We start from the raw sequence: 15,267 nt of genomic DNA, 5'->3' as shown, positions 1-15,267 counted from the left end.
CAGTTGAATTGTGGCGCTTGAAGGGACAACGAAAGATGCAGCCGCGAAGAGAAGTTTGCAATGGGCAGGGTCGATCCTGGGGGTATCGGCTGCAGAGTGGTGGGGCTCTGTTTGACGCTGGGCAATGGACTATCGGGAAAGGCGGGAGATGAGGCGAAATTTCCGCCTGAGAGTTGGAGTGAGCGCGTCTTCTACACATACGCTCCCGGATGTTGGCGGCCCATATCTATCGACAATCAGAGCTGGCCCTCGCGATCGACATCTTTGTTTCGCGATAATCGGTCTCTCAGCCATGGTGTTTCTCGCGTGCGTACCTTTCGTCCGCGTCTCGTTGCCGGAGTCGCCTGCTTTCGTTGTGGCGTACAACGCGATATCGACGTGCAATGACCTCACGACATCCATTATCCTTTTCGGGCACTTCCATCTTCTGCGCACACGAGCATTGTTGCTGCTGGCCAGCGGTTACCTCTTCGCCTCACTGATCAGCATCGTCCAACTCTTGACCTTCCCCGGGGCATTTGCTCCTTCAGGCTTGCTAGGGGCTGGGCCGCAGACCGCGTTGTGGTTGTGTATCTTCTGGCATGGTGGCTTTCCGCTCGTTGTGCTGATTTATGCTCTGTTTCACCCGAACAGCCGTAAGATCTCGACGGCACCGCTTTTCGCGATAACTGCGGCCGTGATTGGGTCGATCGTCGCGGTCTTGGCGTTCTGGTTTGGGGCCACGTGGGGTACCGGTAGCACAGGCTTTTTGCCACCGCTTCTCGATGCCGGTGCATTTACGCCATGGCAGAGGGTAGTCAATTTAGCCGACATTCTGCTTGTCGTTGCCGCGTTTATCCTGTTGTCCTTGCGTTCGCCGCGCACACTTCTAAACCTGTGGCTAATGGCCGTGATGGTTTATTGGTTCTGCGACATCACACTTAGCTCGTACCTGAACGGAGGGCGGTATGATTTCGGTTTCTACGCCGGCCGGATTTATGGCGCGTTGGCGGCAAGCCTCGTTCTTGCAGTGCTGGTGCTTGAGAACTGGCGCCTTTATCGGCGCCTTGCGGTAGCTGTGAGCCGTTTGAGGGAACGCGCTACGGAGTTGCTGCAAACGAACGAAGCACTGCAGGGGGAAATCGCCAATCGCCAGCGAACCGAAGAGGATCTGCGCCGCGCTCAAGCAGAATTGGGGCGCGTCAGCAGGATGAGTTCGATGGGAGAGCTAACCAGTTCACTCGCGGACGAGGTCAATCACCCGATCGGCGCGATCATGATCAATGCCGAGACCTGCCTACGCTGGCTTTCGGACAAGGTTCCGAATGTGGAGAGGGCCCGCGCGATCGCGGACCGGATCGTGGAAGATGGTAGTCGTGCCTCGAAAACGGTGGGCCGCATAAGGCAGCTTTTCGACCAGAAGGCACCATTGCGCGAAGCTGTAGACGTCGATGAGGTGATCCGCGAGATGGCGGTGCTCTTGGGTAGCGAGGCTGCAAGGTATGGGGTCTCGATCCGTACAGAGCCGATGGAAAAGTCGTGTCCGGTGACAGGGGATCGCGCGCAACTGCAGCAGGTGCTGATGCATCTTATGATCAATGCATTTGACGCGATGAGGGAAAAGGACGGCGCGCGCGACCTCCTCATAAGATCGCAATGGGAAGGAGATAGCCAGGTCACCGTGTCCGTGAGCGACACTGGCGTTGGCCTGCCGCAGGTCCCGCCGGATCAGATCTTCAAAGCCTTCTTCAGTACAAAGCCGAACAGTATTGGCATAGGCCTGTCGATAAGCCGCTCGATCGTTGAAGAACATGGAGGCCACCTCTGGGCGGCCACCAAACGGTCGCGTGGCGCAGATTTCTACTTTTCTCTCCCGATCGCGCCCCAGTCTGACTAGCGTCGGCGAGCTAAGAAGCGGCGGGATGACCCTGATTGCACTCCGCCAATAGGTGAGGGTCGTCGTGTTCGACAGCGCCGTTGACCATTTTTTCGTCAACCACTCGGATTCCTGCTCGCCTAGAGGATTTGACCTCCAGCCGCCCGGACCTACGGGTCTTACACACCACGTTGACTTCGTTGTTGCAGGGTTTCCTTCCGCAGATTTCCTAACGGCGCTGGATGGGCACCCAATGCTGCCAGAGCATGCGCAGCGACCTGCCGCTGGTCTGCATGCCGAGCAGCACCGCAAGGATGATGAACGCGCCGACCAACGCGCCCTGCCAGTTTGAGTCGATGCCCGCCATCAGCAGGGCGTTGCGGATAACTTCCAGGAAAGCCGAGCCTATCAGCGCGCCAAAGGCTGTGCCGTAGCCGCCGATGAGACTCGCTCCGCCGATCACCGTGGCAGCGATCACCCGGAGCTCATAGCCTGTTCCAAGCGCATTGAGCGCCGAGCCATTGTAGCCCAGCAGCAGCAAGGCGGCGACGGACGCCGTGAAGGCGGAAAAGACGTAGACTTGAAACTTGATCCGGTCGACGGGCACGCCGGTCAGCCGTGCCGCGTGCTCGTTTCCGCCGATGGCGAACAGATGGCGAGCCCAAGCGGTGAAGTTGAAAATCCATCCAACCACTAGCGCCAGAACGATCATCGTCCAGAAATGCGAGGAGAACTCCGGCAGCCAGGCCGGCGCCCAGCCTGCGGGCGGATGCAGCGGCCACTTCGCCTGGCCGATCGCCTTGACGATGGGCGCATCCGGCCCGAACTGGTAGAGCATCTGGTTGCCGGAAAATACCACAGCCAGCGACCGCGCGATCGACAGCATGCCAAGCGTCACCACAAAGGATGGCATCCCCACGTAGGCGACGAAGAAGCCATTGAAGGCGCCGCAGGCGAGCCCTGTGGCCATCCCCATTGAAAAGGCCACGTACCAGGGATAATGCCATGTCAGGAACAGGCCGGCTACGATCGCGACGAGTGCCATCACCGAGCCAACCGAAAGGTCGATCCCGCCGGTGATCAGCACCAGCGTCATGCCGAGCGCCATGATGCCGATCGGGGCAAAATTGCGCGAAATGTTGGTGAAGTTCTCCGCCGTGCTAAATGTCGGCTCCAGTGCGGACATGACGAGCATCAGGGCGAAGAGCGCTACCGCCACCCAGAAGGACTGTGCCGCCAACAGCTTCTGCAACGGCGTCTTCTCGCGCGCGACGGCCACGTGGTCAAAGACGGCATGGTCCGTGACGGCAGGTTCAGACACCACGGAGGCAAGATCAGGCTGCACGTATCGCTCCCGTAATCAATCCGGTGATCTCTTCCGGCGACGTTGACGCTGTTGCCTTGTCCGCCACCTTGGTGCCGCGGCGCATGACGATGATGCGGTCGCATACGGCAAACACGTCAGGCATACGGTGGCTGATCAGCATCACCGATACGCCTTGGGTTTTGAGGCGCTGGATCAGGCCGAGCACCTCGACGACTTGGCGCACCGAAATGGCTGCGGTGGGTTCGTCCATCAGCACAAGTTTGGCCTTGGAGAGACGCGTCCGCGCGATCGCAACCGCCTGGCGCTGTCCGCCTGACATCTTGCGGACCAGATCGCGCGGACGGGTTTCCGACTTCAGTTCGGCAAACAGCGCCGCCGATCGGTCGATCATCGCCTGCTTGTTGAGGATCCGGAATGGCCAGAAGCCCTTCTTGATCTCCCGCCCGAGGAACACGTTCTGCGCGGCCGTCAGATTGTCAGCGAGTGCAAGATCCTGGTAAACCACCTCTATCCCCTGAGCCCGCGCTTCAATGGGCTTTTGGAAATGGCAGACCTGGTCGTCGAGGACCACCCGGCCGTCATCGGGCGGAAAATTGCCGGCGATCAGCTTGACCATTGTCGATTTGCCGGCGCCGTTGTCGCCCATCAGACCAACGACCTCGCCCGGCTCCACGGTCAAGCTCACATCGGTCAAGGCACGGATCGCCCCGAAACTCTTCGACACTCTATGGACTTCCAGAAGTGACACGTATCTCTCTCCCTCGGCTGCGGCGAAGCCCGAAAACCCAGGTCCCTCACCACTCTGAGCCCGCAAATCTAGTTCATCGAGGTCGCTGCATCTATTCCATCGAGCTTTCAGCTAGATGGATCAAGCAGTGGGTATGATCATATGATTTTGGCATGATCTTGTATTTTTCGTTTTATCCAAATTTGGTCGAATTCGTCACAGGCGCCTATGCGCACCTGACCGAGGCCATCAAATGTCACATGTTTTCGACCACTTGTTGGCAATACCATCACGGCAGAGCCCCTGGCACGTCAATGTTGCGAAACGCAGCGTTCCTCCCTGGGTGCAAGGTTGCAAGCACCTCGGCGCCGGCTAGAACGCCCAAACCGAATTTTCAGATGCTTACGGTCCGGTGCCGCCTCGAGAAAGCGAGCCGCAGCATCCGATAGAGGCGTGCATCACCGAGCCAGGTGAGGAAGGCGGATGACGAGGACGCGGAATCTCACGGATGTTACTGGCGATGCCGGCCCCATGACAGGATGAGCATCGCGGGCGTGGAATCGATATGTGATGCGGCCATGAGCCTTTTTCACAGAGACGCCATCGCTTCCCATCGTCCAGTCACCCGACAACGCCCATCGTTCAGGTGCAACTGTGCCGGCGCTTCATAGAGATGCGGCTTGTTGCGAATTGCGCCGCCCGGGGGATACAAAGCCTTGGGTACGTTTGTAGCCGACGTAGTTCTCCGGAGATTTTAGATTTGCGTGTCGGGGGCGACGGCCGCCAGCAAGCTCACCGCTATGCCCACCATACCGCGCTGCTAATGGCGTCAGATCGCGGAGACGAGCATCAGGGCGGCGACTCCCCGTCTGCTAAGGCACTTATACCAACGTATCGCCGATACCATCGTGCAATATATTTACCCTATCTTCTGCCGGATGCTGATCAGGCCGGAATCAATTCGGCCCCAAAGTAATCAAGCAATCACTTCTGCGTCTTCAACCGAACGACTTCTCAAACTTCAGTGAAGGAACTCGCTATGAATGTCAAAGCTATTTGCGTTACCGCACTCGCCTTGTCCGCTGCCGGCGCTCCCGCATTTGCCGGCGCGCTCGATGTGGCCGACAACATCGCGCCATTCTACACCGACAGCACGATGAAAGAGCTGAGGCCAATGCCAGAATTCAGGGCTGCCTTCATGGCCACCCCGAAGGCCACGCGCGGTATGATGGTAAAAGAATGCCAGGAGAAGGTCGAGGGCCGCACGAAATTGTGCGACGGTTTGATCTGGCTCGGCGGGATGAACTAGAGGTCTCGATGCTCGCAATCGGGTGAAGCCTGCCATCGGGCTTCGCCGAAGATGATGGCCAGCACACCTCGCCATCATCTTCCGAAGCCAGCGCGTCTGCCCTATGCCAACGAGACTGTGGCAGTAGCTTGGTTCTCCTCCGCGCCATGGCCCGGATGCAAACAAGTTTTCCGTCAGGCAGCATAGCGAACTGGCGGCGACCGATGCCGGCGGAGAGCCCTCCCGCCCNCTCCCGCCCTCCCCAGGACTGCGGTTCCTGCCGGCGTCGGCCCTTCAATAAGGTTTTTCACATTCATTGATGCAACCGACAAACGCGGCGGAACATAAACATGATCCCTTGGTCGCTCATCACGCACCCGGAGCTAGGCGTCCAAGAACTCCTGGCGCATCGCCCGACCAGAACTCCACTACCTGCGCGGCTCCGGGCCGGCTTATTCGCGCCGCGCTGCCATGAGGCCGGCAGGTGCGATGCCGACTGCGTCCTTTGGCCAACCTGCCGTTATGATCTCACCCGCGGCACTATTGACAGCAACTAACCCGCCCTTTGAGGCGCAAAGCTACCGTCCACGCATTTGCAATTGAGACGCCTCTGGGTCAGCGGCCCGGCATGCCGAGATCCAATGCGCAACGGATAGGTCACTGAACGGTGGTCTCTCGGCCACGGTCGAAAGGCCTGATTCTCCGCTCGGTTGGTGTTGTTGAGGGCTGGGCGTAAGCGACCGTGGGGCGTTATCATCCTGTGGGTCGCGTCAGTTGTTCAAAAAGCTGCGCGCGGGCCGACACCAAGGTGTCGGCGATACCAACGTGCAATGTAACCAGATAGGATCCTCGACATACTTCCCATCGCGCAGCACCCGCGCTGTAGAGATTTGGAAGGAGCCGAACGATGAAGATTCTAATGGTATTCACTTCGCACGATATCCTCGGAAGTACCGGGCGCAAGACGGGCTTCTGGCTTGAGGAAGGCGCCGCACCCTACTACGTCTTCCGAGACGCCGGGGTCGATTTGACACTCGTGTCACCGAAAGGCGGCCAACCGCCAGTCGACCCGAAAAGCGATCTGCCGGAGAACCAGACGCCCGCCATGACAAGGTTCAAGGAAGACGAGGCAGCGCGAAAGGTGTTTGCAACCACCAACAAACTTAGCGAAGTCCGTTCCGAAGATTTCGACGCGATCTTCTACCCTGGTGGGCATGGTCCCATGTGGGATCTGGTGGATAACCCCGACTCAATAAAACTGATCGAGTCATTCTACGATTCCGGAAAGCCAGTAGCGGCAGTCTGCCATGCTCCAGCTGTATTGCATCGCGTGACGTATCAAGGCGCTCCGATCGTCAAGGGTAAGCGGGTAACCGGATTTGCTAACAGCGAGGAGGAAGAAGTTCAACTGACGAAAGTCGTGCCGTTCCTTGTTGAGGACGAACTCAAACGCCTCGGGGGCCTCTACGAGCAGAAACCGAACTGGGAGAGCTTTGCAATTACCGACGGGAGACTGATCACGGGACAAAATCCGGCATCGTCGACCGCAGGTGCGCAGCACCTGCTTAAGTTGCTCAACGAATTGAAGACCGCGGGTTTTAAAGCGGCCTAACGCAGGGGCTCAACCCTTAAAGCCGGGGACCGGCACCGGTGGTGCGAACCGCAAGTGCTCCCTGGCAACATCGGGCCCCTGCCGAAATGCAGAACAGCTCCAATTAACACACGAGGACGCCATGACCGATGCTATATTGCAAGACAGGCCTTCGCCGGAGGAGGCGGATGTCAAGCCGATGAGAATGACCCTTGAACTTCTCGTCATCCCAGTCTCCGACGCCGGCCGCGCCAAAGCATTCTACGAAAGCCTAGGCTGGAAGTTGGACATCGACCATTCAACAGGAAACGATTTTCGCATAGTGCAGTTCAGCCCGGTTGGCTCCGGATGCTCGATAATGTTTGGGAAGAACATCACTACCGCTGTGCCCGGTTCGGCGCGAGGAATGCATCTCGTCGTCTCCGATATCGTTGCGGCGCGTGACGACTTGCTCCGGCGTGGTGTGGAAGTCAGCGACCCGTTCCACGACGTTGGCGGGATTTTCCACCACTCCAACGGTATCGGGATTACTGATGGCCCTAGTCCCGAAAGAAAGAGCTATGCATCGTTCGCCACCTTCCAGGACCCCGATGGTAATCAGTGGACCTTGCAGGAAATCACCGCGCGCCTTCCCGGACAACGACACGGCACCAGTTTTACTGCGCAGCTTCAAGAGGCCGTCTGGGGCAGACAGGTCGACTGATCCCCTTAACTCCTTGCCAAGCTCTCAGCCCAGTTCATGCGCCAATCCGTCTGAACTGGGTAGATCTGTACGCGACGGGTCCGTCATTTTTCCCAACCGCTCTGTGCTGGGGACACGTCTCCGAGAGATTGCGCTGAATAAGGAACGTGCTGACGGGATACGACGATACAACAGTTCGGTGACCTGACACTCGACGAACTGTGCGTGGAACTGGAGGGGCGCGGTGTTGGCGTGCACCGTTCCAGCGTGGCGCCACTGCTTCACCGGCAGGGCCTCAGTCACAAAAAAAGACGCTCCGGGCCAGCGAACAGGAACGCCCCGACATCCAGCAGGCCCGCCAGCATTGGACGACGCGGCGCAAGACCTTCTTCGACCAGGTCCTGACGCGGCTCGTCTTCATCGACGAGACCTCGACCAACACGCGGCTGACCAAACGAGCCGGCTGGGCGCCCAATGGCGCTGCCGTCAGATAATGGTTCCATCGTGTGAAAAGATAGGACTGCTATACGGGAGCAGAGAACGCACGCTCGACACGGTACATACCGGGCTGAAACGTGGAGAAACCCAGCGCTTCCTTGAGGTAGGGCAACGGCCTAGGATCGGCACGCATGGCCTCGTAGTCGGCCGCGCTTCTCCACCTCGCATACATGGCGACTTTGGTGCCGTCGACACTTTTGTGCAGTGCTGCTGAAATGAAACCAGGCGCTTGATCCACCACGCCGCTCGTTGCGGATGTCAAAAGGTCCACAAGCCTATCTTGATCGTCCGGGCTGACGGTAAAGACGTTGATCATTACGATGCTTTGGTCATCGGTCATTCGTATATTGCTTTCGTTTTGTGATTTGTCGGCCGCTCGTTGACGGCTGATTCCGCACACATGGGGATAGATAGTTTCGAAGACAATCCTCTAGAGGCTCGTAGAGCGTCAGTAAGCAGGACATGCTTCACCTGCTACGGCTCTGGGGCCGCTCGTCATAGGGTCCCTCAAGGATCACAGCGGGAGCTTCACAGCACCCGTGCACTATATCATCGCGATGATGCCGCTAAGCATATTGTGGGTCTTCCTGGTGGGCCGCACCGAACGAGATCGGCTGATGCAGCGCGCAGCTTAAATCCTGCCATCGAGGCTTCGGCGGGCAGATCAGAGGGCGGCCCTGGCGTGCGGTAGGTCTGCCGTCAGAGAATCGTCCGATACCAAAGTCTACTTATGCAGGGGCGGCGTCGGGTCTAGCCTCCATGCGTCGCCTTCGTCTCCCACAAGGCGACACGCTGAAAGCAGCGAAGCGCTCCTGCGTCCTCCCCTCCTCCGGAGCGCGCGGGTCGTACCAAGATCCGCCTTGGGCCGTCTCCTTCCGCCAGGAGACGGCCCCTTTCAAAAAAACCACACGCAGGCGTGCAGTGACCGCGACGCCTCGCGAGACAGTCTCGACACTACTGAAGCCCACGCACGCTCAAGAAGGCTGAAATGAAGAAAACTCGTCCCCCCGGCATCCGGCCCTACGACCATCCGGCTGGTGGCTGGGATGCGCTAAAGGCTGTCGCCAAGACGCTGGCGCATCAGCGGATAGTCGCGCAGGGCAGCCGGACTTTGCTGAAGGCGAACCAGCCCGAAGGATTCGACTGTCCCGGATGCGCGTGGCCCGATCCCAAACACACCTCCTCCTTCGAGTTCTGCGAAAACGGCGCCAAGGCGATCACGTGGGAATCCACAGCAAAAAGGGCCGATGCAAGCTTCTTTTCGAACCACACAGTATCGGCACTCTGGGAGTGGACCGACCACGAGCTTGAAGACGCCGGGCGCCTGACGCTCCCGCTGCGATACAACCCTGTAGTCGACCGTTATGAACCGATCGACTGGGATGAGGCCTTCGGTTTGGTTGCCAGCGGACTGAACAAGCTCGGATCCCCGGACCAAGCGGAATTCTACACCTCGGGACGAGCGTCGAATGAAGCTGCTTTTCTCTATCAGCTTTTCGTGCGCGCCTTCGGCACCAACAATTTTCCCGACTGCTCGAACATGTGTCATGAGGCCACGAGCGTCGGTCTTCCGAAATCCATCGGCGTCGGCAAGGGCACCGTGACGCTTGAAGATTTCGATCATGCCGATGCGATCTTCAGCTTCGGGCACAATCCGGGCACCAACCACCCGCGGATGATGACGACCCTCCATGAAGCGGCCCGTCGCGGCGTTCCCATCATCGTCTTCAATCCCTTGAAGGAGCGCGCGCTCGAGCGATTCGCCGCGCCGCAGGATCCGATCGAAATGGTCACGATGTCCGCGACCCCCATCGCCTCGGCCTATCACCAAGTTCGCGTCGGCGGCGATCTGGCCGCCCTCAAGGGACTGATGAAGGCAGTGCTCGAACTTGACGCGGCGAGCCTTGCCGCAGGCAGCGGCGGAGTGCTTGACCGGCCTTTCATCGACGAGCATACGTCGGGTTTCGGCGAACTTCGCCTCGATTTGGAAGCGACCAGTTGGGACGAGATCGTCGCCGCCAGCGGCTTGACGAAGCAGGCGATCGAGAGCGCTGCGGGCGTCTACGTACGAGCCGAGAGAGTGATCGTCTGCTACGGCATGGGGATCACGCAACACGCGCGAGGAACCTCGAACGTCCAGCAGATCGCAAACCTGCTCATGGTTAGGGGAAACATCGGCCGCGAGGGCGCTGGAATGGCGCCCATTCGCGGTCACTCGAACGTTCAGGGCGACCGCACGGTAGGCATCACCGAAGTCCCGAACAGTGCGCTCCTCGACGGCATCGAACGCGCCTTCGGCTTTCGTCCGCCAAGCGAAAAAGGCCATAATGCGGTCGAGGCGGTGGAAGCCGCCATCGACGGACGTGCAAGGGCACTGATCTGTCTCGGCGGCAATCTTGCCGTGGCGATGTCCGATTCACGGGCCACGTTCGCAGGCATGCGTAGTCTTGATCTGTCAGTCCATATCGCGACGAAGCTCAACCGTTCCCATCTGCTTACGGCGACGACGACGCTCGTCCTGCCATGTCTGGGACGCACCGACCTCGACGTGCAAGCATCCGGCCCTCAGTCGGTCACTGTCGAAGATTCGATGTCCATGGTCCACGCGTCGCGAGGGTTTCTGAATCCTCCAGGCAAGGCCGTTCGATCCGAGCCGGCGATCATCGCAGGGATCGCCAAGGCGACTCTAGGCGACCGCCATGGCATCGACTGGGACGGCATGATCGCGAACTACGACCGGATACGGGACAAGATCGAGGAGGTCTTCCCTGACTTTTCCGGGTTTAACATGCGCGTGCGCAAACCCGGCGGCTTCAGGCTCGACGTCGCCGCCTCATCTCGGCGGTGGAACACGCCGGACGGCAAGGCGAACTTCCTAACCTCTCCGGGGCTGTCCGAGGATTGGTCCGCCGATGGAGGCGTCCTGACGTTGACCACAATCCGCAGCCACGGCCAGTATAACACGACTATCTACGGTCTCGACGATCGGTACCGAGGCGTGTTCGGGCGCCGCGACATCGTCTTCATGAACGCCGAGGATCTGGCGCTCAGAGGGCTCCGGGACGGCGACAGGATCGACGTCCTGGGGCTGATCGGCGCGCCGGACGACAGGCATATCGCTCGCGGGTACACCGCGGTAGCCTATGACATTCCGCGCGGTTCCATCGCCGGCTACTATCCAGAAATGAACGTGGTCATGTCGCTGCATCACTACGATCGACAGTCCGGCACGCCATCCTACAAGGCTATTCCGGTTCGAATAGCGGCCACGTCCTCCTGAGCAGAGGCGTCAATACACAGACAATCCGACCGCTCGTCGATCGCCGTGGCTACCGCACCAGGCGACGTTATGCTGGCCCGAGAACGCTACGGAGGTCGTCGGTGTCGGTCACCCCGCTCTGGAACCACCAGAGAAGCTGTCTTGCCGGATCCTCTGCCACGGCGCCCTGTATCTCGCATCGCGGACTCCCGCAATGCTCCCTGATGACCGGCGTATCACTGCCACGTCCGCCGACCACAGGGCACATGTGTCGAACTGTCGCTTCATCTGTCTTGGCCTTTTGCACGTAGCTATCCGCGATACTTTGGTATGGGCGACACCTTCGTCCACTAGCGGCTCCGGGTCGCCGGCCTCAAACTTCGTCGGTCAACACGCCACTCTCGAGCATCTCGAACGGCGGCAATCCATCGTCCACATTGGAGAAGCAGTCATGCGCAATCTTAGAGCTGGGAACCTCACACGTCGATCCTTCGGCGGCGTCGCTCTCGGCCTGACGGCTGCGGGAATCCTTGCGGAGAGAGCCGCCGCAGCCGACAACCGCAAGGCAGACCGTTCGAATAGCCGGGGTCTCGCCGCCGACAAGCGCATCGACGCAGGAGACCTGAGCGTCGGATACGCCGAGCTCGGCCCTGAAGGTGGACCGGCGGTCATTCTTTTCCACGGCTGGCCCTACGACATCAACGCCTTCGCCGAGGTAGCGCCTTTGCTCGCGGAGCGGGGTCATCGTGTGATCGTGCCGCATCTACGTGGATACGGCAGCACTAGGTTCCTGTCCGAGGACACAATGCGCAACGGCCAGCAGTCGGCGCTTGCTGTCGACGCCATCAAGCTGATGGACGCCTTGAAGATCGAAAAGGCGACGGTCGCCGGGTTCGACTGGGGCGCGCGGACCGCCGACATCGTCGCCGCGCTCTGGCCGGAACGATGCAGGGGCATGGTGTCCGTCAGCGGCTATCTTATAGGAAACCAGGCTGCCGGAAAGGCGGCCTTGCCCCCGGCCGCCGAACTTCAATGGTGGTATCAGTTCTACTTCGCCACGGACCGCGGTCGAGACGGCTACGAGAAATACACGAACGACTTCGCCAAGTTGATCTGGCGTCTCGCCTCGCCACAGTGGAAGTTCGACGACTCGACCTTCGAACGTAGCGCAGAGGCATTTGCCAATCCCGACCACGTCTCGATCGTCGTTCATAACTACCGTTGGCGTCTTGGCCTCACGCAAGGTGAGAAACGGTTCGACGAATTCGAGACCAGGCTAGCGGCCGGTCCAGAGATCCATGTGCCGACGATCACGATGGAGGGCGACGCCAACGGAGCGCCTCACCCTGATCCAAAGGCCTACGCCGCAAAGTTCAGGGCGAAATACGAACATCGTCTCGCAGCCGGCGGGATCGGCCACAATTTGCCCCAGGAGGCGCCCGAGGCGTTCGCCAAGGCTGTAAGAGACGTCGATTCCTGGGCGTGAACAACCGGGGGTCCCGATGCGCTCATCATCGAAAAAATTGATGATCTCCATCCGAAAAACCGGACTGGCGCGGCCTCGCCTGGTCGTGAGATGGGAAGGGCTTCCGCCGGGAAGGCGTCACAGTGCAGTGGCTGCGGGTGCGATGAAAGGATTCAACTTTGGAAATCGGTATCGATAGTTTTGCGATGCTACTGCCGGAACCTGACACCGGGCGTTTGCAGTCGGCAGTCGATCGCATGGAGAGCGTGCTTGCCGAGGTGGAGCTGGCGGACCAGGTCGGTCTGGACGTCTTCGGAATGGGCGAACACCACCGGGAAAACGCGCTCGATTCCGCGCCCGCCGTGATACTTGCCGCAGCGGCGGCGCGCACCAGGTCGATAAGGCTTACGAGCGCCGTCGCCGTCCTCAGCGCCTCCGATCCCGTGCGACTTTTCCAGGAGTTCGCAACGTTGGATCTGATATCCCGAGGACGGGCGGAGATCGTGGTTGGTCGTGGCTCTTCCGTGGAGGCCTATCCTCTGTTCGGCTTCGACCTGAGGGACTACGACGCGCTGTTCGCGGAGAAGCTCGACCTGCTGCTCAAGATCAGGGAGCAGCCCAACATCAAATGGCAGGGCCGGTTTCGTCCTGCCATCGATGGAGAGGGCGTCTTCCCTCGCCCGCATCAGCCCACATTGCCCATCTGGCTTGGCGTCGGCGGCACGCCCGAGTCTTTCGTCCGCGCCGGGACACTGGGCCTCCCGCTCATGGTTGCCATCATCGGCGGAAGCTTCGAGCGCTTTCTGCCCTTGGTCGAACTCTATCGTCGCGCATGGCTCGCCGCGGGGCATCCCTCGGAGAACCAGAGGGTGGGCGTCCACGCTCTCGGCTTTGTCGGGGAGACCGACGAGGCTGCGCGGAAAGCCTTCTTTCCCGGCTGGTTTCAAATGTTCACGGACGCTGGAAGGGAGCGCGGGTGGCCGCCGCCGACGAAGGCCCAATTCGAACACATGTGCGGGCCAGGTGGCGCGTTCCTAGTCGGCGGTCCGCAGGCGGTGGCCACCAAGATAGCTCATGTTAACAGAACGTTGGGAGGAATTGCTCGCATCACCTTTCAGATGAGCACCGCCGGGCTCGACCCTGAAGCGATGCGTCGTTCGATCGCGCTGCTGGGAACTGACGTCGCGCCTTTGATACGGGGGCAGCTTGGCGCCTAGCAGGTGCGTCGCGTAGAGCGCCGACGTACTTCAGCGCGCATCTCTTCAGCCGAAAATCAATTTCTGATAGGCAGCCAGCATCTGCGGGTCCTCGACGGACCCGTGATGATGAAGCTGTCGCCAACCGTCTTGCTTGCGTACGAACCATCGGGTTGTCCGGAAGGCGACGTCGAGCGTCTCAGTCGCCGTCCTGCAGACTCCACGTTCACGACCGACGAACAGATGCCAGTCTTCCCCACCCTGGCTGGTGAAGTCGTGGAAAGTGACATGGACCGTCGCATCGCCTTCGAACAGCTTCGAGTAGCCTTCGGCGATCTGCCCCCAGCCGCGGCGGATCCCACCGATGGGGTTGTCCATGCTCGGCTCCGACCCTGCGACCCAGACGTCTTCCAGACCGGCCAGATCGCCAGCGTTGAAGGCATGGTAGAATGCGATCAAGGAATCGAGGGGACTGCCGTCGCCCCATTTCGTCTCGTCGCCGTCCACTTCTGAGAGATGCCTGTTCATCGATGTCGTCCTCGCAAGCTGCGTAGAGTTCTGTCTCTGCGTGAGCATGCCGTTTAGATGGCCTTGCCCACGTCCGGCAGCATGCTCAGACGCGACCGCGCGTGCTATTGTACGATGGTGTTGTACCCCTACTTCGGAGTTAGATCGCGATACTATCGTCCAATGGAAATCGGCGCGCGATGCTGCAGTGCCGGCTTAGCAAGCAACACCTTGCGGGAGACAAACCTGCTTTATGCTGTCGATGACTGAAACATGATATGATCGACCGGAAAAGGGAAGAACGTGCCCGTGCCTACCAAGTCACACGTCTTAGAGAACGGCAATGACTGACGCGACGCCCTCATCAGCCAGGACCGCAGTCCCACCTGTCGTGTTTGTGGTGACGACGATCTCTCCCTCAGAGAATCGCTCGAAATGCTGATTGCCGCGGGCTGGCGACCAGCGGTTTTCGGATCTGCTGATGCTTTTTTGAATGCTCCTCCGACCTCGACGCCGAGCTGTCTACTGCTATACGTGAACATGCCGGATTTGAACGGTCTCGATCTGCAGGGCATGATCACGGTGAGCTTCAACCGGATGCCTTTCATTTTCATCTCGGGCTACTCGGACTTCCTAACGAAGCCGATCAATTCGGAGGAGCTGTTCGGGCCGATCTGGTCGGCACTTGCTCGCAGTGAAGAACTGAGGCGGGAGGACGATGCTCAAGCGCGATTGCAGCGGCTTTACGACACACTGACGCCGAGGGAATGCGAAATCATAGTGGGCATGACAAAGGGCCTCCTCAACAAGCAGATCGCCCACGACCTGGGGATCAGCTAGATCACGGTGAAGCCCATCGCGGACGTCTCATG

13 protein-coding genes are annotated in these 15,267 nt (G+C 59.7%); 9 read left to right on the top strand and 4 right to left on the bottom strand.

Annotated features, from left to right (window positions below; genetic code table 11):
- The first annotated feature begins 292 nt into the window (after nucleotides 1-292).
- The gene (locus tag EJ079_RS12795; protein ID WP_164873784.1) at nucleotides 293-1,876 is read left to right on the top strand and encodes an MASE4 domain-containing protein; all 1,584 of its coding nucleotides are present in this window, start codon (nucleotides 293-295) and stop codon (nucleotides 1,874-1,876) included.
- A gap of 208 nt (nucleotides 1,877-2,084) precedes the next feature.
- On the opposite strand, the gene EJ079_RS12790 is transcribed toward EJ079_RS12795, so the two are convergent.
- Together EJ079_RS12790 and EJ079_RS12785 are read right to left on the bottom strand one after the other, a co-directional pair.
- Nucleotides 2,085-3,134: an ABC transporter permease gene (locus tag EJ079_RS12790; protein ID WP_245481895.1), complete on the bottom strand. Its 1,050-nt coding sequence runs from the start codon at nucleotides 3,132-3,134 to the stop codon at nucleotides 2,085-2,087.
- A 55-nt stretch (nucleotides 3,135-3,189) separates the two neighbouring features.
- Nucleotides 3,190-3,930, bottom strand: coding sequence for an ATP-binding cassette domain-containing protein (locus EJ079_RS12785; RefSeq protein WP_127809145.1), 741 nt, complete (start codon nucleotides 3,928-3,930; stop codon nucleotides 3,190-3,192).
- A 1,018-nt stretch (nucleotides 3,931-4,948) separates the two neighbouring features.
- On the opposite strand from EJ079_RS12785, the gene EJ079_RS12780 reads away from it, so the two are divergent.
- The 4 genes from EJ079_RS12780 to EJ079_RS12765 all read left to right on the top strand — a co-directional run bounded on the left by EJ079_RS12780 (nucleotide 4,949) and on the right by EJ079_RS12765 (nucleotide 7,964).
- Nucleotides 4,949-5,218: a hypothetical protein gene (locus EJ079_RS12780; RefSeq protein ID WP_127809144.1), complete on the top strand. Its 270-nt coding sequence runs from the start codon at nucleotides 4,949-4,951 to the stop codon at nucleotides 5,216-5,218.
- 886 nt (nucleotides 5,219-6,104) lie between these two features.
- Nucleotides 6,105-6,809: a type 1 glutamine amidotransferase domain-containing protein gene (locus EJ079_RS12775; protein WP_127809143.1), complete on the top strand. Its 705-nt coding sequence runs from the start codon at nucleotides 6,105-6,107 to the stop codon at nucleotides 6,807-6,809.
- Nucleotides 6,810-6,930: 121 nt separating this feature from the next.
- Nucleotides 6,931-7,491, top strand: a complete 561-nt coding sequence (locus EJ079_RS12770) for a VOC family protein (RefSeq protein WP_127809142.1) — start codon at nucleotides 6,931-6,933, stop codon at nucleotides 7,489-7,491.
- 200 nt (nucleotides 7,492-7,691) lie between these two features.
- Nucleotides 7,692-7,964: a hypothetical protein gene (locus tag EJ079_RS12765; RefSeq protein WP_127809141.1), complete on the top strand. Its 273-nt coding sequence runs from the start codon at nucleotides 7,692-7,694 to the stop codon at nucleotides 7,962-7,964.
- Nucleotides 7,965-7,993: 29 nt separating this feature from the next.
- Here the strand turns inward: EJ079_RS12765 and EJ079_RS12760 are convergent, their stop codons facing one another.
- Nucleotides 7,994-8,308, bottom strand: coding sequence for an antibiotic biosynthesis monooxygenase family protein (locus tag EJ079_RS12760; protein WP_127809140.1), 315 nt, complete (start codon nucleotides 8,306-8,308; stop codon nucleotides 7,994-7,996).
- Between the two features lie 648 nt (nucleotides 8,309-8,956).
- On the opposite strand from EJ079_RS12760, the gene EJ079_RS12755 reads away from it, so the two are divergent.
- The 3 genes from EJ079_RS12755 to EJ079_RS12745 all read left to right on the top strand — a co-directional run bounded on the left by EJ079_RS12755 (nucleotide 8,957) and on the right by EJ079_RS12745 (nucleotide 13,909).
- Complete coding sequence (locus tag EJ079_RS12755; protein WP_127809139.1) at nucleotides 8,957-11,248, top strand: FdhF/YdeP family oxidoreductase; 2,292 nt, start codon at nucleotides 8,957-8,959, stop codon at nucleotides 11,246-11,248.
- A 430-nt stretch (nucleotides 11,249-11,678) separates the two neighbouring features.
- Nucleotides 11,679-12,713 carry an alpha/beta hydrolase gene (locus tag EJ079_RS12750; RefSeq protein ID WP_127811333.1) on the top strand — a complete coding sequence of 345 codons (1,035 nt, stop codon included), beginning with the start codon at nucleotides 11,679-11,681 and terminating at the stop codon, nucleotides 12,711-12,713.
- A gap of 158 nt (nucleotides 12,714-12,871) precedes the next feature.
- Nucleotides 12,872-13,909 carry an LLM class flavin-dependent oxidoreductase gene (locus tag EJ079_RS12745; RefSeq protein ID WP_127809138.1) on the top strand — a complete coding sequence of 346 codons (1,038 nt, stop codon included), beginning with the start codon at nucleotides 12,872-12,874 and terminating at the stop codon, nucleotides 13,907-13,909.
- A gap of 45 nt (nucleotides 13,910-13,954) precedes the next feature.
- Here EJ079_RS12745 and EJ079_RS12740 read toward each other — a convergent pair whose 3' ends face one another.
- A complete protein-coding gene (locus EJ079_RS12740; RefSeq protein ID WP_127809137.1) occupies nucleotides 13,955-14,416 on the bottom strand; it encodes a nuclear transport factor 2 family protein in 462 nt (153 codons plus the stop codon).
- 414 nt (nucleotides 14,417-14,830) lie between these two features.
- On the opposite strand from EJ079_RS12740, the gene EJ079_RS12735 reads away from it, so the two are divergent.
- Entirely contained in the window at nucleotides 14,831-15,235 is a 405-nt protein-coding gene (locus tag EJ079_RS12735) for a LuxR C-terminal-related transcriptional regulator (protein WP_164873782.1), read from the top strand.
- Nucleotides 15,236-15,267 lie beyond the last annotated feature (32 nt).

It is taken from the genome of Mesorhizobium sp. M7A.F.Ce.TU.012.03.2.1, from assembly GCF_004006095.1.
Classification (GTDB): Bacteria; Pseudomonadota; Alphaproteobacteria; order Rhizobiales; family Rhizobiaceae; genus Mesorhizobium.
Note: the sequence above shows the minus strand (reverse complement) of the source record. Positions and strands in the feature narration are given on the sequence as shown.

What these genes read in the sequence shown, in the direction of transcription:
- EJ079_RS12795 (WP_164873784.1), top strand. Translation starts at nt 293, where the DNA reads ATGGTGTTTCTCGCGTGCGTACCTTTCGTCCGCGTCTCGTTGCCGGAG.
- EJ079_RS12780 (WP_127809144.1), top strand. Translation starts at nt 4,949, where the DNA reads ATGAATGTCAAAGCTATTTGCGTTACCGCACTCGCCTTGTCCGCTGCC.
- EJ079_RS12775 (WP_127809143.1), top strand. Translation starts at nt 6,105, where the DNA reads ATGAAGATTCTAATGGTATTCACTTCGCACGATATCCTCGGAAGTACC.
- EJ079_RS12770 (WP_127809142.1), top strand. Translation starts at nt 6,931, where the DNA reads ATGACCGATGCTATATTGCAAGACAGGCCTTCGCCGGAGGAGGCGGAT.
- EJ079_RS12760 (WP_127809140.1), bottom strand. Translation starts at nt 8,308, where the DNA reads ATGACCGATGACCAAAGCATCGTAATGATCAACGTCTTTACCGTCAGC.
- EJ079_RS12755 (WP_127809139.1), top strand. Translation starts at nt 8,957, where the DNA reads ATGAAGAAAACTCGTCCCCCCGGCATCCGGCCCTACGACCATCCGGCT.
- EJ079_RS12750 (WP_127811333.1), top strand. Translation starts at nt 11,679, where the DNA reads ATGCGCAATCTTAGAGCTGGGAACCTCACACGTCGATCCTTCGGCGGC.
- EJ079_RS12740 (WP_127809137.1), bottom strand. Translation starts at nt 14,416, where the DNA reads ATGAACAGGCATCTCTCAGAAGTGGACGGCGACGAGACGAAATGGGGC.
- EJ079_RS12735 (WP_164873782.1), top strand. Translation starts at nt 14,831, where the DNA reads ATGCTGATTGCCGCGGGCTGGCGACCAGCGGTTTTCGGATCTGCTGAT.